Here is an 18,418-nt window from a genome sequence, read left to right on the forward strand (position 1 = left end):
GCACACTGGTCGGAGCCTGGTCGGGGTGATGCAACAATTCGGCAGGTATCCGTTAGAGATATCAACCGTTCAACTTCTCTCCCCGAGGCCGACTGTTTCGTGACTTCGTCACGGAACCGGTACGCCATTGAGGGATCAGGTGACCCGCAATGAAAGTACTTGTTACCGGTGCAGCCGGCTTCATCGGCATGCACACCAGCCTGCGCTTGCTCGAGCGCGGCGACACCGTCGTTGGCCTTGATAACCTCAACGACTACTACGATCCCCAGCTCAAGCGCGATCGCCTCGCGCGACTGACTCCACACCCGAATTTCCGCTTCGTCCTGATGGACGTCGCCGATCGCCCCGCGATCGAAAAGCTGTTCGCAGAAGAAAAGTTTGATCGCGTGGTGCATCTGGCGGCACAGGCCGGCGTGCGCTACTCCTTGATCAACCCGCACGCTTACATTGAATCCAACATCGTTGGCTTCACCAATATTCTCGAAGGCTGCCGTCACACGCAAGTGCAGCACCTGGTCTATGCCAGCAGCTCCAGCGTTTACGGTGGCAACGAGAAGATGCCGTTCTCCGAGTCCGACAGCGTCGACCACCCGGTCAGCCTTTACGCTGCAACGAAGAAGGCCAACGAACTGATGGCTCACACCTACAGCCATCTCTACGGCCTGCCCACCACTGGCCTGCGCTTCTTTACCGTGTATGGCCCCTGGGGCCGCCCCGACATGGCTTTGTTCCTATTCACCAAAGCCATCCTCGAAGGCCGCCCGATCGACGTCTTCAACTACGGCAAGATGCAGCGCGATTTCACCTACATCGATGACATTGTCGAAGGTGTCATCCGTACGTTGGATCGCCCCGCAGAGCCCAACGCCGATTTCGATCCGCAGAACCCCGACCCCGCGACCGCCCGCGCGCCGTATCGAGTTTTCAATATTGGCAACCAAGGCCCAGTTGAATTAATGGCCTTCGTCGAAGCGATTGAGACGGCGCTTGGCAGGGCGTCGGAGAAGAATCTGCTCCCGATTCAACCTGGCGATGTTCCCGCAACATTTGCTGATGTTTCGGCGCTAACCGCATGGACCGCACATCGCCCGAACACGCTGATTGCGGAAGGTGTCTCGCGGTTTGTAACTTGGTATCGCGACTACTACCGATGCTGACTCGGGTTGGATCGGGTTTTCTGCGTTTTGCGCTTCTGCCTGCGCGGACGTTGATACTTCACCGTGGGCTGGTTTTTCGGCTGACGGCGCGCGATATCGCAGCGCGCTATCGGGGATCCGTGTTAGGGGTCGCCTGGAGCTTGCTATTACCCCTGCTGTTGTTGGCCGTATTCGCGTTTTTTTTCGGATTGATCTTTCGTTCGCGTTGGTCTTCGACTGAGACCGGGGTTGGAAGCTTCGCGGTATTCGCCTTTTCAGGCTTGGTGGTGCATGGTTTCATCGCAGATATTCTTGGGCGCGCGCATGCAGTAGTGAGGTCGCATCCGAGCTTTGTCAAGCGGGTCGTCTTTCCCCTTGAGGCCTTGGTTTGGGTGCCGGTATTCTCCGCCGCCTTTCATTTGCTGGCCTATCTCGCCGTATTGATAGTGTTTATATCAATCGTCAAAGGGGGATTGCCCATCACGAGCCCGTTTGCAGTTCTCTGGCTGCTGCCAGTGCTTTTGCTCGGCGGGGGCGTGTGCTTTCTTTTTTCCGCGCTTGGAGCGTTCTTTCGCGATCTAGGACAGATCGTCCCGTTCTTGGCGACGACGCTTCTCTACGTCTCGCCGGTGTTTTACTCCATGGATGCGGTGCCGGAGCCGCTTCGGCCGATTCTGAATGCCAATCCACTTGCTTGGCTGATCGAAGGCCTTCGGTCAGCCCTGATCACTGGAAACGCCTTCGATTTGCGTGCCTTCTCCGTCATTACCATTGTCGCCTGGATTCTTGCTGCCATGAGTTGCTGGCTTTTCCGACGTTTGAGTCCGGCATTTGCGGACCTGGTATGAGTTCAGCCCCAGAATCGATCATTACAGCAACCAACTTGGGCAAGTGCTATGGCGGAGAATCGTCGGCGCGCTTGTTCGTAAGAACTCTCTTGAGGCGCTCTAGAGAGCCGGGCGGCTATTGGGCGCTTCGGGGGGCGAGTTTCGAAGTGGCGCGAGGCGAAACGGTTGCAATTGTCGGTCGAAACGGTGCGGGCAAGTCCACTCTATTGCAGTTGCTCGCGGGGGTGCTGACTCCGACCGAGGGCTCAGTGCGAGTAGCCGGTCGCATGGCCGCCTTGCTGGAGTTGGGGGCCGGTTTCGATCCTGACTTCTCGGGGCGCGAGAACGTGCTTATTGCCGGGACCCTATTGGGTTTGACTCAGGCGCAGGTTGAAGACCGGTTGGAGGATATCCTGCGCTTTGCCGATATTGGCCACTTCATTGACGAACCCGTACGCACCTATTCATCCGGAATGTTCGTACGTCTCGCTTTCGCGGTGAATGTTCATGCCTCGCCCGACCTGCTCATCGTCGATGAGGCGCTTGCGGTCGGCGATGCGCCTTTTCAGGCCAAGTGCTTTCGCAAGTTGCGAGAACTCCAAGAAGGCGGCACTACTTTGTTATTCGTCTCGCACGATGTTCAGGCTGTGCGAAGTTTGTGTAGTCGAGCCTTGTGGATTGAGGGCGGCATGTTGAGGGCCGACGGTGGCGCACCGGAGGTGACCGCCCGCTATCTTCGGTCTGTATTTGCCGATGAGGCGCCAGCGCTTGCGACCGCAGCAGCGGTTGGTGCATCCTCCAAGCCTGACATCGGCGATGAACTACCGGGATTGTCGGCCGCGTTGTTGTCGTTAGTGGATGGGCGCTGGGGGAGCCGCGAAGCGCTTATCGAGGCTGTGTCAATCTATTCCGAGGGCTTCGTTTCGGCGAACGTCTTCGAGCGCGGCGCGCGCATCAGTCTCCGAATTGTTGCAAGGGCTCAAGTCTTTCTGTCGCTGGATCATCTTGGCTTGGCCTTCTCTTTAAAGCATCGCAAGGGACTGGACCTCATCGTTGATACATCCTACTGCCATGGCTGGCGGTATCCGGCCTTGCATAGCGGCGAGGCCTTCGAGGCGATTTTCGAGTTTGAGAACATTCTCGCGCCAGATGATTACGTGCTAGTTGTTGCTGTTGAGGATCGTTCGTCGGAAACCCCTCGCTACCTCGATTTTGTCGAGCACGCTCTGACCCTAAAAGTGGTCTCAGAAGAGCGAGTGTTTTCCTTCGTTAAGCCAACGGTGACATTTAGTGGTAACCCGGCGCGCCATGAAAACTGATGCGCTGGTCAGCGCAATCAATGAGCACGAGTAGAAATTGAATGAATGAGCAAGCATCCCTCGTAAATACACCGGCATGGTGGAATGAGTATTTCGAGAGCGAATGGGACCGCTATGATGGTGGCTCGCAGACGCGAGCCTTCATGCTCGCTTTGATCGAAGGGCTGAGCCCGGCGGAGCGGAGGTGGCTCGGCGAACCGGATCGGCGGATTCTTGACTGGGGCTGCGCGTTGGGGCAGGGCGTCGATGAAATATCGAGAGCTTTCCCGTCGGCCCTTGTAATGGGGCTAGATGTTGCCGAACTCGCGGTCGCGCGAGCCTCGGAATCGTACCCGTCTTACCAATTCGCCAGTAGCCCCGAGCGACTTCTCCCCGCGAACGCGATCTTCTGTAGCAACTGCCTTGAGCATTTTGAGGCGCCAATCGAGGCGGCCGAGCGTATTGCCGGAATGGCTGGGGAGTTTCTTGCCATCCTTGTCCCTTATGCTGAGGCGCCGCTGTCGGAGTTCCATCTCGCGTCGTTTAGCGAGGCCACTTGGCCGTCGCGTCTGGAGAGGCTGGAACGTATTCGGATTGCAGTGATCGATGTGCCGACTTCAGCTTGGCCAAGTGGAAAGCAGTTGTTAGCGATTTATGGATCGTCTCAATGCCATCGAGAGCTGCTGGCGCTGGAGGCGTCAGAAAAAGAGAAGTCCAAGTGGGAGGCCTATTACCGCGATTTGCCGGACCACGATATAGACGCGCCGACCGCAGAGTTTAATCAACAACTGGTCGGTGCTATCAAAGGCTTGCTCCCGCAGGGCGCGCGAGTGTTGGAAGCTGGTTGCGGCGGAGGCAATCAGAGTGTCGCATTGGCTCGCGATGGCGGGTTCAACGTCGCGGTACTCGATTTCTCGCCGGCGGCGCTCAATCACGCGTCCCGCCAGTTCGCGCGCGCGGGGGTCGTCGGTGAACTGATCGAGGATGATGCTTTCGCCTTGCGCAGCCCAGACTATGACCTCGTTTTTAACTCCGGTGTTTTGGAGCATTACACGGTAGAAGAGCAGGCGCGTTTTCTGCGGGGGATGGCCAGCAGAAGTCGCAAGTATGTTCTGGTTCTCGTTCCCAATCGCGCCTGCTATTGGTACTGGGTTTGGAGGATTATCAAGACCTCCCGCGAGGGTTGGCCGTTCGGCAGAGAGGTGCCTACCGCTGATCTTTCCGAAGCCTTCCGCTTGGCGGGCCTAAAGTACTTAGGCCATGCCTTCATGGGTGAGTCTTGGACAGAGAGCTTTATACGCGCGCTTCCTGACTGTGAGCCGGCTACTCGCGAGCTATTGAGCGAGATTCACCGTAGCGGTGTTATCCCGGACTTCTCACGTGGCTATCTGTTTGCCGCTCTGGGCTGCGTGCAGAGCTATGACTCTCGCGAGCTTTCCTCTCCGTGGCGCAGTGACTTGTTTGGTCAAGGGCCGGATGTGACCGAGGTATTGGCAACATTGGGGGATGCGCTAGCCGCCCGGCTCTCTGCCGATAATTCGAAGAGGAAGGAAGAGTTGGCGCATCGAGATAGCGTGTTGCGACTTGGAGGCGAGAACTCGAAACTCGTGAGCGAAGTCGTTGAGCTATCAAAGTTATTGGCGGATAGCCGTATTCAAGCCGAGAGACTTGATGGAGAGTTGCAACGTGTTCGGTCGAGTCTGGAGTCGTTATCGTTGTCTCATGAGGCTGTACTCGCGCATCAATCCGAGGCCCATCGTGTAGCGTTGGATGCACTGTCTGAGGCGCGGGCACGCATTGGTGCGATGCAAGCTCAGATCGAGGATGTGTCAAAGTGGGCAAAGGGCTTGGAGGCGCATCCCTTGCGCTTTTTCTTCAAGCGAAATGTAGTCAAGGTTGCGCGCGCGGCGTTCCGGGCTTTGCCCGCCCCGCCTGCGCTGAAGGCGGGCTTGCGTGGCTTGTATGGGCGCATGCGTCAACGCTACCAGGCTCCTGTTGCTGCTGTTCCAGCGGTGGTGCCAACCTTGTTGCCTCAGATTCTGCTGCCTGTGGCTTCGGGGTGCGACGTATTCGTATTTGGCATTATTGATTGGCACTTCCGCATTCAGCGGCCTCAGCACATCGCTCTCCAGCTCGCGCGGCGCGGCCACCGTGTCTTTTTTATTTCGCCAGCCTTTGTTGATAGTCAGGAGCCTGGTTTTGCGCTTGAGCAGCTTGACCCGGACTTGCCGCTCTACCAAGTGCGTCTTCATGCTGTTGGTAGGCCGGCAATTTACGGCGATGTACCGTCGGAACCTTTGCTGGATACGTTGCGGAACGGTCTTGCGCGGTGGATGCTTGAAACTCGGTCCACCGCCACGATCGGCATAGTGGAGCACGCCTTCTGGGGGGCGTTAGCCGCAGCGCTGCCCAATACAAAGACTGTGTACGACTGTATGGATCACCATGAAGGGTTCGGAGGTGTTCCAGACGGCGTTATCGAGCTCGAACGTCGTTTGGTCCGCGAGGCCGATTTGGTCGTCACATCCAGTGCGTGGCTCGAGCATGAGGTTGGTGCTCGTGCGCGGCAAAACGTCACTATCCGCAACGCCGGCGATTTCGATCATTTTTCTGCTGTTCCCGAGAACGTCATTCGTGATGCCGCAGGTCGCCGGACAGTTGGATACTTTGGCGCTATTGCGGAGTGGTTCGATGTCGACCTCGTCGAACGGCTCGTTCTCGCGTTTCCTCAATGTTTGTTTGTTCTGATCGGCAACGACACTGTTGGCGCCGGAAGACGACTGAAACGTTACGAGAACGTCATGATGCTCGGCGAGCGTCCCTATGCCGAATTGCCTCGTCATCTGCACGGGTTCGATGTTTGCTTACTGCCCTTCAAGGTCATTCCCCTCACCCTTGCCACGAATCCGGTTAAGGTCTACGAGTACCTTGCAGCCGGAAAGCCAGTCGTTGCAACGCAGCTTCCCGAAATGTCACAGTTCTCAAGTCTGGCTTATTGCGCAGACTCGGCAGAAGCGTTTGAGGCGGCACTGAGAGAGGCGTTGAGTGGCGAGGGTGAGACATCCGAGCTGATTGATCGTCGTATCGCGTTTGCCGCATCGAACACCTGGGCTGAGCGGGCTCGTGCGCTGATAGAGGCGACTGAGGCCATCCCGGTGCCGCGCGTCAGCGTAATCGTGCTTTGTTACAACAACCTTGCCCTGACGAAGGCCTGTCTTGCCAGCGTGCTTGAACGCAGTGACTACCCGAACCTCGAACTGATTGTAGTTGATAACGCATCGACGGACGGTACGCCTGCTTTCCTGCGAGCCTTTTCAAGTCAGCACCCAAGCGCCATTCTCATTCTGAATGAGAAGAACCTTGGCTATGCCGCAGGCAACAATGTTGGCATTGCTGCGGCGACGGGTGACTACATTGTTTTGCTGAACAACGACACCGTTGTTACCACTGGTTGGTTGCGTACGCTGCTTCGCCATTTCGAGCGAACGCCTGGAATCGGTCTGCTCGGTCCAGTCACCAACAACATCGGAAACGAGGCCAAGATCGACATCGCTTACGACAGTCTCGAGCACATGGAGGGCATGAGTCAGTGCTACACCCTCGCCCATGCCGGACGTTCACGTCCGATGCGTACGCTTGCCTTTTTTTGCGTGATGATCCCGAGAGCGGCTATTGATAAGTGTGGCGCTTTGTGCGAGGACTATGGCCTTGGCTGGTTTGAAGACGACGACTATTGTCGTCGTGTCGAGAGTGCGGGGTTTACGCTACGCCTCGCCGAAGATGTGTTTGTCCACCATGAGCACTCGGCGTCTTTTGGGCGCCTGCCGGAAGGCGAGCGCAGGGCGCTGTTTGACCGTAACAGGCAGATTTACGAGGAGAAGTGGGGCCCTTGGGCGCCGCACGAATACCGATGAGCCACATACAATGTGGCCAGTTCAAATTCGGAAGTCCAATGGAATGATTCGCAATGCTCTGAGCTTTGCTCTTGTTGTTATGCTGTGGTGTCCGGCGGCGTTTGGCGTTTCGCCGTCAGCGCCTGCTAAGCCGACGACTAAGGCTGAGGCAAAGGTACTCTCTCCCTCCGAATCGGCAGCCAAATCCCCGGTGGAGCTGGATCCGACCCTGCCGACCCTGCCGAAAGGACTTTTCGATGTGATTGGCGTTCAGGCTGCCATGTCTCTGTTGGGAGCATCCTCTGCGCAGGAGAGTCCGAGAATCCTGCTTGAAGTTCCCGATATTTATGACCGGACGGCAGCGATTCCAGTGCGCGTCAAGGCCGCGTTACCGTCCGTAGAGGCTGTAGTCCTACTTCATGAGCGAGAGAGCAAGCCTGTGCTGGTGGGGTTTGCGATGCGGCCAGTACAGGATGCCGAGTTTGCTTTTGCCATCTCGGCGAAGAAGACCGGCGTGCTCAGGGCTCTTGTTAAGTCGGAAGGCAAATGGCTCTTCGCTCAAAAAACTTTGCGTTTGGCAACTGAATCGTGGAAGTAGGCGCTTCTGAAAAGTCGCCTCGCCCGCGTATCGGCGAGTTATTGCTTAAGGCTGAACTCATCTCGGGGGAGGAGTTGGCGCAGGCACTGGCGATGCAACTGCGGGCTCCGGGTGAGCGCATCGGCGCGCTACTGGTTAAGCGCGGCGCGATCTCGGAAGATGCCTTTCTGCCCGTTTTGGCCGAGCAACTCGGCATCGTGCTGCTCGAGCCCGCTACCCTTATAGATTGTAAGGAAGCTGTGCGCGTTACGATGACCGGCGCGTGTCTGCCGCTTCGTTGGGGGCGTCAGCACATGGTTGCAGTCTGGCAAGCGGACGATAAGACGTTGCATGTCGCCGCCAAGGATCCGATCAAGTCGTCGATCCGCGAGATTGTTCGTGCGCAGTTTCCGAATGCACCTTCTTATACGTGGTGCTTGTGTCGTACGCGCGACCTCGAACGGCTGTTCGACGAGATCGAGCGCAGCGGGGGGGCGCGGAACATCAACCTGAACGAGTTTCACCATCTGAAAGAGCTCGCGGAAGAGGCGCCAATCGTCGAACTCGTGAATAGTCTTTTTGCAAGAGCGACCGATGCCCGTGCATCGGATATTCACGTGGAGCCCGAAGAGTTCGGGTTCAGTGTGAGGGCGCGGGTTGACGGTGTTCTGAAGACTATCGAAGCTTATTCGCGGGAGAAGTTTGACGCTGTGGTGTCACGTATCAAGCTCATCTCGGAGCTTGATATTGCTGAACGTCGCCTGCCTCAGGATGGCCGCTTCACAATCCGCGCTGGCGGCATCGAATCGGATGTGCGCGTTTCGGTGATCCCTGGTGTGTGGGGGGAGTCTATCGTCATGCGCTTGCTCCCGAAGGAGCGAGGTGGCGATTTCTCGCTCGACGCATTGGGCATGGAGCCCGACCACCGCGCGATCTTTGAACACTGGATTGCCGAGCCTCACGGCATCGTCCTTGTTACGGGCCCTACCGGTTCGGGCAAAAGCACCTCGCTCTACACCGCTCTGACTCTTGCCAACGACCGTACAAACAAGATTATTACGGTTGAAGACCCGGTGGAGTTTCATCTCGATGGTGTAACGCAGATTCAGGTTCAGCCGGAGATTGGCTACACCTTCGCGAGTGCGCTGCGGGCGATTCTGCGCCACGACCCGGATATCGTCATGATCGGCGAAATCCGCGATCTCGAGACCGCACAGATTGCAGTGCAAGCATCGTTGACCGGCCATATGGTCTTTTCTACCTTGCACACGAACGATGCGTTGTCGGCCTTCAATCGGTTGATTGATATGGGCGTCGAGCCGTTTCTGGTTGCATCATCATTGCGCGGTGTGCTTGCTCAGCGCCTCGTACGGCGACTCTGCCCCGCGTGTTCGGAGCGCGGCGACGCCGCGCCTGAGCAAATAGCGTTGTTTGAGCGAGTGCTTTCGATCAAGCAACGTGCGTTGATTGGTGCCGCGAATTTCAAGCGTCCCGTCGGCTGCGATAGTTGTCTTGGTAGTGGCTATCGTGGACGTATCGGAATCTATGAGTTTCTGCCAGTGTCAGACAGTATGCGAGCGGCGATCGCCGCTCGCAGCGTTTCCTTGGATGCGCTTACGCAAGGAGAGCGCGCGCAATGGCGGACGCTTTCCGGCGATGGGCTGATCAAGGTCTGGCGCGGCGTCACCACCTTCTCCGAAGTCATGCGTGTCGCGGGTAGCGAAGGGGGCTGAGGGGTGGAAATCAAGTATCGCGCGGTCGATGGTGCGGGCGCCGAGGTGTCCGGGCAGCTCACGGCCGATTCTGAGTCGCAAGCAATTGACCTTCTGAGCGAACGTGGCCTCGTGCCCTTGAGTGTCGGCATGGTGCGGGAGCGCTCAGTTCGTCGCGCCAGCAGTCGGGCCGCAACGTCTGCTCAGCGCGCCTTGGCTATCAGAGAGGTTGCTACGCTTCTGACTTCGGGGGTTGGTCTAGTGGAAGCAATCGAGAACCTCGCGCATGCGCACCGTAACGACAGTATTGGTGCGGCATTTTCCGAGTTAAAGGGGCGCTTGCTCGCTGGTGAGAGTTTTTCTTCCTCTCTAGCGGCTCTGCCTGTGGAGTTTCCTGATTATGTCTACGTTCTCGCGCGTACAGGCGAGTTGACGGGAAAGCTTGGCTCGTCGTTACACGATGCGGCGGACCAGATGGATTACGATGAGCAGACGCGGCAAGAGGCACGAAACGCCCTAGTTTATCCGGTGATATTGATCGCGACAGGCATTGGTGCCGTGATGTTGATTTTTGCAGTCGTCGTGCCGCGATTTGCCGGCATGCTGAAGAACCCGAAGGCCGATTTGCCGACCATCTCGGTCTGGGTGCTGCAGGGAGGTGTTTTCTTTCGCGAGCACATGCTGCCAATCTTCGCGGCCTTGGTTGTGCTCGGAGTCCTTCTTGCCCGTGCGCTCAAGCAGCGCGACAGTCGCAATCGCATGTTGAACCTTGCCGCCTCACTACCTTTCCTCGGGCCGTGGGTTGAGTCCATGACAGTCGCGCGCTGGAGCTCGATTCTGGCCGTACTCGTCGAGAATCGAGTGCCGATTATCGATGCGCTCGAACAAGCCCGCGCTTCATCCGTCCTAACGAACTTCTCGCACAGACTCGATTTGGCGCAGCGAGATGTCAAAGCAGGAAAACGCTTGGCCGACGCCCTGGAGTTGCACCGTGTTGTGGACCCAACTGGTGTGAGTATGGTTAGAGTCGGTGAGCGTTCTGGTGAGCTCGGTCGCATGCTTAAGGGCGTCGCCAGCTACTGGACCGGTGTCAATCGCAACCGTATGAAACGATTGCTTGCACTGATCGAACCGGTGACCATTCTAATCATTGGCGCTGCCATTGGTATCATCATGGTTGGGATCATGCTTGCGATCGCGAGCCTGAGTAATTTGACGATCTAGAGGTTTATTCATGCGCGTACGCGCTTCTCGCGGCTTCACACTGCTCGAAATGTTGGTGGTGCTGGTGATCATTGGCCTCCTCGCAAGCCTGGTCGGGCCAAAGCTCTTCACCAAAGTCGACTCGTCCAAAGTTCAGACGGCCGAGACGCAAGTCAAGATGCTCAAAGGGGCGCTTGAAACGATGCGCCTTGACACGGGCACCTTCCCGACGACCGAACAAGGGCTAGCTGCGCTGAACAAGTCACCGGATGACGCGAAGGCGAAGCCCAAGTGGAAAGGCCCTTACCTAGACGAAGATATCCCCGTGGACCCATGGGGCAACGCATATGTATACCGTACCCCCGGGCCAGAAGGGCGTCCGTTCTATCTATACTCGCTCGGCGCCGATGGTAAGGAAGGCGGCGAGGGCATTGATGCAGATGTCGGAATCGCACCTTCTCGCAAGGCGGAGTGACTTCGCCGTCCCGAGTGCGACAGGCTTCACATTGCTCGAGTTGCTGGTTGTTCTGTTGATTACGTCCCTTTTGGCGGGGCTTGCCGCTCCGCGTGTAGTGGATGCTCTTGATCGCAAGCGTATCGATAACGGATTCCGGCTGCTGGAGCGTCAGGTCTCGCTGTTGAGGCAGCGGCTCATCGCCTCGGGGGCTCCACTTAAGCTCACTCAAGAAGTGTTGGAGCGGCCGTTGAATGACGGTCGCACACCATTTTCGCCGCCAGAGGGCTTTGGTGTAACGATCGACCGTGAGATACAGTTTGGCGCCAACGGCGCGTGTTCAGGTGGCGATATCGTTCTTATCGCACCGGGCGGCCAACAGCGCCGGCTTAGGCTGGATCCGCCGTTCTGCCTGCCGCGTCAGGTTCAGTAGTCATGGCTCCCCGCGTGCGTTGTAACCAGCAAGGCTTCTCGCTGCTTGAAGCCATTGTTGCGCTGACCTTGGTCGCCACACTGGGGGCAGGCCTGTTTGCTTGGATGAACAGCAGCCTCTCTTCGCTCAACCGAGTACGCGACGCCAGCATTGAGCGCTCGGCTCGACTCAACATTATTGAGTACTGCAAGGGGATCAACCCAATGAATCGGCCCGAGGGCGGGCATGATTTTGGCGCCTACCGAATCGAGTGGAAAAGCCAACTCAAGGAGCCAGTGACTGATGCCATTGGCTATCCGGCGGGGCGGGGGAACTTTCAAATCGGATTTTACGACCTGAAAGTCCAGGCGTTCAGGGCAGGGGCGCCTTGGTTCTTGCTTGAGCTCGACCAAGTTGGCTATCTGCGCGTCAGGCAATCGCTTCTGCCGGGATGGCCTGCCGCGGAATGAAGCGCAGAGCTGGCTTTACTCTGTTGGAAATGCTGGTGGTGCTTGCAATCACTAGCATGGTTTTCGCGTTGCTGATGGAGTCGCTTCAGCAAGCGTTCCGCATTCAGCTCAAGTTGAATGAGGTGAGTTCGGATTCGACCGGTAGTGCCTTGGCTGATGCGTGGTTCCGCGATCTCATCGAAGGTTTGCAGCCGGGGGAACGCCTGAGCCCCCAGGTATTTAAAGGAGAGTCCGCTTCTCTGTCGGGCCTGACGCTACGCCCCGTGAGTGTCGTCAACGAAGGCATGCCCACCCAGTTCACCCTATCCTTGGTCGTTGACCATGAGAAGGAGGTGGTTCGCCTACGCTACCGTGACGCAACGATGGAGGCTGAACTGCATGCATTCCCGAGCACGGAAGCCCATTTCGTCTATCAGGACGACGATGGCGCCGAATTTGAACAGTGGCCGCCCAATCGTAACGATCCTCCGCAGATACCAGCGCTTGTCCGCGTCGTTTGGGGCAGGTCCGGCACCGATTGGGGTGAGTTGGTTGCCCGGCCCTCTGGCCCCGTAGTTCCGTTGCCGGCGGCGGCAGGGATTTTCGGTGTTGGGGGTGTCCAATGAGCAGGCCACTCCGTCGTTCTGTACCTGCTCATTCGCGCCAACAGGGCTTCGTGCTCGCCCTCACGCTTGGCGTGCTGGCAGCGGTCATGTTCGTTGCTGCCTACCTGGCAGAAAGCCTCAGCCTCTCGCTGCAGACTGCTCAGATTGAAAGCGACCATGCCCGCGCTGAAGAGCTGTTGTTCTCCGCTCGCGCTGAGGCCCTGTATCGCATGTCAACTCAGCGTCGCGGAAGCTATGGCATGGGGTCTGCCGCTAACCCGGTCAAGCTTGACGGTACGCCCTACCGCGAGGCAGACGACGTCGTTGTTGCCTATCAAGATGCGCGCGGCCTGATCAGCCTCGCCGGTGCGCCGCCTGCGTGGCTTCGTCAGTTGCTGCTCTCAGTGGGTGCGGCACCCAACGAAATCGATCCGTTGCTGGACGTGTTGAACGATTACACTGATGCCGATAACCTGCGGCGGGTGAATGGGGCAGAGGCGGACGAATACGCAGCCTTGGGCCTGCCGCCACCAGCGAACAGGGCGCTGATTACTGCATCAGAGCTACGCAGGCTCCCGCGCTGGATGGATCACCCTGCCATCTGGAAGAATGGTCTCGCAGATCTTGTGGCCGTGGTGCCATCCCAGTTGTTCAACCCCAACACTTCGCCCCCTGGCGCTTTGCGCGCGGTTCCCAGCGTTACGCCCGAGAGCGCGGCAGTCTTGATGGAGCTTCGCAAGGCGGGGCGGCAGATCGGCCTTTCCGAACTGGAGTCCATCGGGGGGGCGAGCATCAATGCGTTATACTCGCCGGTTTCGACGTTTCCATCTGACACGCTATTCGTCACCCACTGGCCGCCAGGGCAGGCATGGGGCGTGCGGATGGCGATCACGATTACCCCCGCGAGTCTTTATGGCCCTTGGCGTATACTCTATATCGACCGGGTCGAGTCCCCTCCGGCTGCGCCTGCAAAGAATGGCTTCCCGAATCTTCCGCCTCGCGGGGGCGACGCGGACGCTCCAGCGGCCACGCTGCTTCCTGGTGGCGGCGGCGTCCCCTGAGCCACGTAAAGGATTGCTCCGCCCCCTTGCTGTAATGCCCCGCGGATCGGTCCACTGGTTTTCGATGCAAGGGGATCGGATTCCTGCTCACGCTCGGCCACAGGCGCTCCGGCTGCGTCTCCTCCAAGCCAGTCCATTTGCTCGCACCGCGTTTGCGTGGTTCGAGCGAGGTGGCATGCTTTGCGCGTGGTATTGGGACGAAGCGCAGTCTGATCAGCGTTTCGAGGCGTACGGGCTTGGCCCTGCCAACCCTGTTTGCCCCGAACCGCTGTTGCGAGCCTTGCCCGACGAGGGGGTGCTTCTGCTCTCATGCCTCGACGGCTACGAAGGCGTGCGGCTCTCGCCGGGAATGGCGCCGATTACCTGTTGGTGGCCCCGTCAGCCCGATGACGCGGAATGGGTCGAATTCCTCCGCGACGCTGGTTTGTCGTCGGATCTCCGTCGGCCGCACCCGGTATCACTTCCTTGGCTGGAGAAACCCGCGCAACCGGTTCATGTTGTGCGGACTCGGGTCAGGGACGGGCAAATCGCTGAGTACGTTTTTTATGCAGCGCTCGTTTTCTCTGCTGGCGCTATGGCGCTATGGTTCGCACTCTGGCAGCTGACCTTGATTCAAGCGCTGAAAGACGCCCAAGCCAGTCGCACGACCCTATCCAGTCGGTTGGAGGGCGTGTTGCGTGATCGCGAGGCTGCTGAGATCGATGCAGGTGCCGTAGCAGAATTGGCGGGCAACGAGGCCGGCCCGGAGCAAGTTCGGCTGCTCCTTGCTGTCGCTCAGGCCGGCGTCGGGGTCGGTCAGAAGTTCACACTGGACGAGTGGGATGTGCGCAACGGTAAGCTGCGTGCCGTTGTCAGAATTGAGGCGGGTGATGCCTCGCGCGTCGCGCTGTTGCGGGCGATTGAAGCGATCGAAGGGGTACGCAATGTTCGCATCCAGGTCGGCAATGATCCACGCATGCTTGTAGTTACCGCCGAGCTTCGCGCCGATGGTGGCGGGAGCGGAGCATGAGCGTGGCGCATGTCCTTGCGAGGGCGCGCGCTGCGCTCGCGCCCCAGCTTGCTGAGATGCGGCGAGAGTTTGCCGGCAATTTGCGGCTTCGTATTGGCTTGTCTGTGATCGTCGCCATTGTCATTGCCTATGGACTGCTTGGCTGGCATGAGTACATCCAAGCCCGACTGAAAGAAGTTACGCGGGTTCGGCGCGATGTGGCGCGACTTGAGGCGCTCAACGGCAGCGGCCCGCAATGGACGGCACGTCGTGGTGAGGCGGCCCGCGCGCGAGCCGCCTACGAAGCGCGTTTGTGGCGTGCCCCCTCCGTCGCGCAAGCACAAGCCAGCTTTCAGGATTGGGTTGCCGCTCGCCTCAAGGTGCTCAACGTTATCGCACCAAAGCTCAATATTGTTGAAGATCGTGATGCGGCAGCCAACGTTTCGGAGGCCGATCACCCTTACCCTGTGCGCCTGAGAGTCGAGTTTCCGTTCTCGGCTCGGCAGCTAGAGGATTTCCTTGGGGCGCTCTACATGTCGGGGCGCAACGTACGCGTCGAGTCAATCTTTGCGAGCCAGTCGAAGCGCAAGCTCGAAATGACGCTGCTCACCTGGACGACCCTCGGTGAAACAGTAGAGCCCGACCCGCTGCCTGTTACTGCCGATCAGTCTGCGCCGCAGGGGGCAGGTGCGCTCGACGCCCTCATCCGTAAGAGTCTCCCGCAATGATTCGTCGGCTCGCGCTGCTGTTCGCGGTTCTTTGGTCGCTCGTTGCGTTCGCCTACTGGCTTGTAGGGCCGCGTGCGCCGCATGCAACGTCCTTCCACCCTGGTGGCGACGACTGGCAATTGGCTCAGCCCGAATTTCCTGATGCCAACGTCGCCTGGGATGACCTCAAATCGCGCTTCATCTGGGGCGCTCCGCCGCCGCCTCCGGGTGTGGCCAACGCTGGCAAAGTTGAAGAGCCGCCGCTCACACCGCCCGACTGGCGCATCCTGGCCGCCGTCAACGCTGGAGCGGATCGATTTGTCGTTATTCAGGTCGGCAAGCAACCGCCAGTCAATATCGCGGCTGGCGAGAGGCTGCCTGATGGCAGCAAGCTCGAACGTATCGAGGCTGATCGCCTGTACCTCGTCGTAAATGGCAAGAAACGGATTTTGAGGATCTATCCCGAATGAAGCACCCCGTCCGTCGCGCACGCCCGTGGCGCCTCATGCCCGCATTGGTTGCAACGCTTGTCGGCTGTACCACTGGCTCGCCGTTCATCCCTAACCCCATCAACCCGCTCAAACGTGGCGCTGCAGCACCCGGCGAGTCGGATGTCGTGGGCGCGGCTGGGGGCAACACGCAGCTTGCAAACGAGACTGGCCTCTATCAAACGCCCGTGCCACCCGCCCCTCAGCGCGATAGTGCCGGCGCGCGTTCTGCCGCTGCGCCCAAGCTTGGGAACGAAAAAGCCGACACATCCTTGATGTTTGAGCAGGTCTCGCTTACAGCGTTCATTCAGACGGTCTACGGGGCCATTCTGAAAAAGAACGTATCAGTGGATCCGGCTGTCGAGGCTAAGAAAGACCTCGTCAGCCTGCGCACCGGCTCGCCCCAGACACCCAGTCAGGTTGCAGAACTCGCGCGCGGAGTGCTCAAGTCATACGGCATCGCGGTGTCTGACTATGGCAGCTTGGTTCGCGTCACGCTCGATACTGCGCAAACCGGTTACTTGCCCGAAATTCGCCGCGGCCGCGCCATGCCGGACACCCCGCTCGCGCTTCGCCCGGTTTTCCAGCTTGTTGAACTCGAAGCGGTGTCTCCAGCTGGGATCTCCAATTGGCTTAAAACCATCTTCGGCAGCAAGGTCCAGGCGCAGGACGACCTCGCCCGCCAGGCAGTCCTGCTCAGCGGCCAGCGCGATGATGTGCAGGCCGCGATGGAAGCGATCCAGATGCTCGACCAGCCCGCGATGCGGGGCCGCATTTCGGCCCGCATTGCACCGGTGTTCTGGTCTGCCGACGAATTCGCCAAGCGCCTGTCCGATGTGCTTCAGGCTGAGGGCTATTCAGTTTCAACGCAGCCAAACGGGCAGTCGCCCACCATTCTTTTGCCCGTGGCGCCGCTCAATTCCATCATCGTCTTCAGCGCTGGCGAAGACGTGCTGAACCATGTGCTGCACTGGGCGCGGGAGCTTGATCAGCCAGGGCAGGGTCGTGGCACCGCCGGCTACTTCACTTATCCGGTGAAGAATACGGATGCGGCTGGTCTGGCCAAAACCTTGCAAGAGGTCATGAATCCCGCCGCCGCCGCCACGGTTGCCGGCGGCCAGGCGGCAACACAACTGAAGAGCCGTGTGGTGGTTAATGCCGCCACCAACAGCCTGATCATTCAGGGCAACTCAAGCGAATACCAGCAATGGCTTGGTTTGCTGCAGGAACTGGATAAACCCGCCAAGAGCGCACTGATCTCCGTCACGATCGCCGAAGTGCGCCTGACCGACACCGAACAACTCGGTGTCGAGTGGATGCTCAACACCTACCGACAGAATGGTTACAACGTGAATGTCGGCACCATGGGTAAGCTCAACGTCTCAACGATCGGTGGTCTTGCAGCGACCATATCGAATACCTTTGGTGACCCACGCGTTCTGATCAATGCACTAGCGTCTACTTCGCGCGTGAAGGTGCTCTCCAACCCCAGCCTCGTCACCCGAAACGGCGAAACGGCCACAATTCAGGTCGGTCAGGAGGTGCCGGTGATCCAGAGCACCCAATCAACGAACACGGGGGGGATTCAAGCAGGCGTCCTCCAAACCGTGCAATACCGTCAAACTGGTGTCATCCTCAAAGTTCGCCCGGTCATTCATGCAAGCGGCCGCCTCGAGCTTGATGTATCTCAAGAGGTCAGCAGCGCAGCCAACACCCTGACTGGTGTAAGTGCTTCCCCGACGTTTTCGACCCGCAAGATCGACACGAAGCTCACGGTCCTCGATGGCAACACGGTATTGCTGGGCGGTCTGATGCAACAGTCTACCGACGCCACTGATACCGGCGTTCCTTTGCTGAAAGACATCCCGGTTGCCGGCGTCATGTTCAAGAACAACACCGATAAGCTGGATCGCACTGAGCTGATTGTCCTCATCACGCCGAACGTGATTCAGGACGATTTCGATGCCCAGGCGGTCACTGATGCGTTCCGTGCCCGGATGTCGTGGGCCGCGCCTAAGACCCGAGCGCGGTGGGAAGGAACAATGGGCGCCGCCATTCGCGGCGACATTCCCATGCCGCGGCCCGATATCGACCTCTCATCAACGCCTGCCCAGGTGACGCAGGGTGAGGGGGCGCTTCCTGTCGCTACGCCATCACCCGCGTCCTCGGCGGTAGCCCCCGCGCCTGGTGCAGCTGCTGCGTCTTCGCGGTCAACGGCGCCCGTGCCGACTCAACCGCCCGCGCCGCAAGCGCCGTCGCTGGAACGATCCAAGCCCTATGTGTTGCCGCCGCCCGGCAGCAAACCCGCAGCCAGCTCGGCCCAGAAGCCTGCGGCCGCACCAGTCGAAGCGCAAACCGAGGTCGTGCCGCAGCCCGAATCGGGACCAAAACCGGTCCTTGACGAAAAGCTCCGTCAAGAGCTACTGGACCATCTTCGCAAGTCGCGTTGAGAAAGCGCAATTTCGGTGCGGGTTGCCGCTTACCGTTCGTCGGAAACCTGCGCCAATGCTGCGATTGCGAAAATGCAACAAGCCGTATATAGTCGTCAGTGCTGTTATACTCACAGCGGGTGTGGGAGGATCGCACTGACAATAAGAAGGTGTCGAAG

At 58.9% G+C, this 18,418-nt stretch carries 16 protein-coding genes; all 16 read left to right on the forward strand.

Features of this window, described 5'->3' with window-relative positions; translation table 11 throughout:
- The first annotated feature begins 149 nt into the window (after positions 1 to 149).
- Positions 150 to 1,157, forward strand: coding sequence for an NAD-dependent epimerase (locus ACE3P0_RS00515; RefSeq protein WP_374398779.1), 1,008 nt, complete (start codon positions 150 to 152; stop codon positions 1,155 to 1,157).
- Entirely contained in the window at positions 1,151 to 1,984 is an 834-nt protein-coding gene (locus tag ACE3P0_RS00520) for an ABC transporter permease (protein ID WP_374398780.1), read from the forward strand. Before ACE3P0_RS00515 ends, ACE3P0_RS00520 begins: the two co-directional genes overlap by 7 nt.
- Positions 1,981 to 3,282 carry an ABC transporter ATP-binding protein gene (locus ACE3P0_RS00525; RefSeq protein WP_374398782.1) on the forward strand — a complete coding sequence of 434 codons (1,302 nt, stop codon included), beginning with the start codon at positions 1,981 to 1,983 and terminating at the stop codon, positions 3,280 to 3,282. The genes ACE3P0_RS00520 and ACE3P0_RS00525 overlap by 4 nt, the downstream gene beginning before the upstream one ends.
- 41 nt (positions 3,283 to 3,323) lie before the next feature.
- Complete coding sequence (locus ACE3P0_RS00530; protein ID WP_374398784.1) at positions 3,324 to 7,175, forward strand: glycosyltransferase; 3,852 nt, start codon at positions 3,324 to 3,326, stop codon at positions 7,173 to 7,175.
- A 43-nt stretch (positions 7,176 to 7,218) separates the two neighbouring features.
- Positions 7,219 to 7,752, forward strand: coding sequence for a thiosulfate oxidation carrier protein SoxY (locus ACE3P0_RS00535; RefSeq protein ID WP_374398786.1), 534 nt, complete (start codon positions 7,219 to 7,221; stop codon positions 7,750 to 7,752).
- The gene (locus tag ACE3P0_RS00540; RefSeq protein WP_374398787.1) at positions 7,743 to 9,464 is read left to right on the forward strand and encodes a GspE/PulE family protein; all 1,722 of its coding nucleotides are present in this window, start codon (positions 7,743 to 7,745) and stop codon (positions 9,462 to 9,464) included. The genes ACE3P0_RS00535 and ACE3P0_RS00540 overlap by 10 nt, the downstream gene beginning before the upstream one ends.
- Positions 9,465 to 9,467: 3 nt before the next feature.
- The gene (locus tag ACE3P0_RS00545) at positions 9,468 to 10,667 is read left to right on the forward strand and encodes a type II secretion system F family protein (RefSeq protein WP_374398789.1); all 1,200 of its coding nucleotides are present in this window, start codon (positions 9,468 to 9,470) and stop codon (positions 10,665 to 10,667) included.
- Positions 10,668 to 10,677: 10 nt separating this feature from the next.
- Positions 10,678 to 11,121 carry a type II secretion system major pseudopilin GspG gene (gene gspG, locus ACE3P0_RS00550; protein ID WP_374398791.1) on the forward strand — a complete coding sequence of 148 codons (444 nt, stop codon included), beginning with the start codon at positions 10,678 to 10,680 and terminating at the stop codon, positions 11,119 to 11,121.
- Positions 11,081 to 11,533, forward strand: a complete 453-nt coding sequence (locus tag ACE3P0_RS00555) for a prepilin-type N-terminal cleavage/methylation domain-containing protein (RefSeq protein WP_374398793.1) — start codon at positions 11,081 to 11,083, stop codon at positions 11,531 to 11,533. The genes gspG and ACE3P0_RS00555 overlap by 41 nt, the downstream gene beginning before the upstream one ends.
- Before the next feature lie 2 nt (positions 11,534 to 11,535).
- The gene (locus ACE3P0_RS00560) at positions 11,536 to 11,982 is read left to right on the forward strand and encodes a type II secretion system protein J (protein WP_374398795.1); all 447 of its coding nucleotides are present in this window, start codon (positions 11,536 to 11,538) and stop codon (positions 11,980 to 11,982) included.
- A complete protein-coding gene (locus ACE3P0_RS00565) occupies positions 11,979 to 12,587 on the forward strand; it encodes a type II secretion system protein (protein ID WP_374398797.1) in 609 nt (202 codons plus the stop codon). The genes ACE3P0_RS00560 and ACE3P0_RS00565 overlap by 4 nt, the downstream gene beginning before the upstream one ends.
- 50 nt (positions 12,588 to 12,637) lie before the next feature.
- Positions 12,638 to 13,627: a general secretion pathway protein GspK gene (locus tag ACE3P0_RS00570; RefSeq protein ID WP_374398799.1), complete on the forward strand. Its 990-nt coding sequence runs from the start codon at positions 12,638 to 12,640 to the stop codon at positions 13,625 to 13,627.
- Between the two features lie 175 nt (positions 13,628 to 13,802).
- Positions 13,803 to 14,636, forward strand: a complete 834-nt coding sequence (locus ACE3P0_RS00575; protein ID WP_374398801.1) for a hypothetical protein — start codon at positions 13,803 to 13,805, stop codon at positions 14,634 to 14,636.
- Complete coding sequence (locus ACE3P0_RS00580) at positions 14,633 to 15,343, forward strand: hypothetical protein (RefSeq protein ID WP_374398803.1); 711 nt, start codon at positions 14,633 to 14,635, stop codon at positions 15,341 to 15,343. Before ACE3P0_RS00575 ends, ACE3P0_RS00580 begins: the two co-directional genes overlap by 4 nt.
- On the forward strand, positions 15,340 to 15,792 hold the full coding sequence (locus ACE3P0_RS00585; RefSeq protein ID WP_374398804.1) for a hypothetical protein: 453 nt from the start codon (positions 15,340 to 15,342) through the stop codon (positions 15,790 to 15,792). The genes ACE3P0_RS00580 and ACE3P0_RS00585 overlap by 4 nt, the downstream gene beginning before the upstream one ends.
- Positions 15,789 to 18,260, forward strand: coding sequence for a secretin N-terminal domain-containing protein (locus tag ACE3P0_RS00590; RefSeq protein ID WP_374398806.1), 2,472 nt, complete (start codon positions 15,789 to 15,791; stop codon positions 18,258 to 18,260). The genes ACE3P0_RS00585 and ACE3P0_RS00590 overlap by 4 nt, the downstream gene beginning before the upstream one ends.
- The last annotated feature ends 158 nt before the right edge of the window (positions 18,261 to 18,418 follow it).

The organism is Niveibacterium sp., assembly GCF_041909475.1.
Classification (GTDB): Bacteria; Pseudomonadota; Gammaproteobacteria; order Burkholderiales; family Rhodocyclaceae; genus Niveibacterium.

Excerpts from the sequence above, each read along its gene's own strand:
- ACE3P0_RS00515 (WP_374398779.1), top strand. The coding sequence starts at position 150 with ATGAAAGTACTTGTTACCGGTGCAGCCGGCTTCATCGGCATGCACACC.
- ACE3P0_RS00560 (WP_374398795.1), top strand. The coding sequence starts at position 11,536 with ATGGCTCCCCGCGTGCGTTGTAACCAGCAAGGCTTCTCGCTGCTTGAA.
- ACE3P0_RS00580 (WP_374398803.1), top strand. The coding sequence starts at position 14,633 with ATGAGCGTGGCGCATGTCCTTGCGAGGGCGCGCGCTGCGCTCGCGCCC.
- ACE3P0_RS00535 (WP_374398786.1), top strand. The coding sequence starts at position 7,219 with ATGATTCGCAATGCTCTGAGCTTTGCTCTTGTTGTTATGCTGTGGTGT.
- ACE3P0_RS00590 (WP_374398806.1), top strand. The coding sequence starts at position 15,789 with ATGAAGCACCCCGTCCGTCGCGCACGCCCGTGGCGCCTCATGCCCGCA.
- ACE3P0_RS00565 (WP_374398797.1), top strand. The coding sequence starts at position 11,979 with ATGAAGCGCAGAGCTGGCTTTACTCTGTTGGAAATGCTGGTGGTGCTT.
- ACE3P0_RS00525 (WP_374398782.1), top strand. The coding sequence starts at position 1,981 with ATGAGTTCAGCCCCAGAATCGATCATTACAGCAACCAACTTGGGCAAG.
- ACE3P0_RS00585 (WP_374398804.1), top strand. The coding sequence starts at position 15,340 with ATGATTCGTCGGCTCGCGCTGCTGTTCGCGGTTCTTTGGTCGCTCGTT.
- ACE3P0_RS00575 (WP_374398801.1), top strand. The coding sequence starts at position 13,803 with ATGCTTTGCGCGTGGTATTGGGACGAAGCGCAGTCTGATCAGCGTTTC.
- ACE3P0_RS00555 (WP_374398793.1), top strand. The coding sequence starts at position 11,081 with ATGCAGATGTCGGAATCGCACCTTCTCGCAAGGCGGAGTGACTTCGCC.
- ACE3P0_RS00530 (WP_374398784.1), top strand. The coding sequence starts at position 3,324 with ATGAATGAGCAAGCATCCCTCGTAAATACACCGGCATGGTGGAATGAG.
- ACE3P0_RS00520 (WP_374398780.1), top strand. The coding sequence starts at position 1,151 with ATGCTGACTCGGGTTGGATCGGGTTTTCTGCGTTTTGCGCTTCTGCCT.
- gspG (WP_374398791.1), top strand. The coding sequence starts at position 10,678 with ATGCGCGTACGCGCTTCTCGCGGCTTCACACTGCTCGAAATGTTGGTG.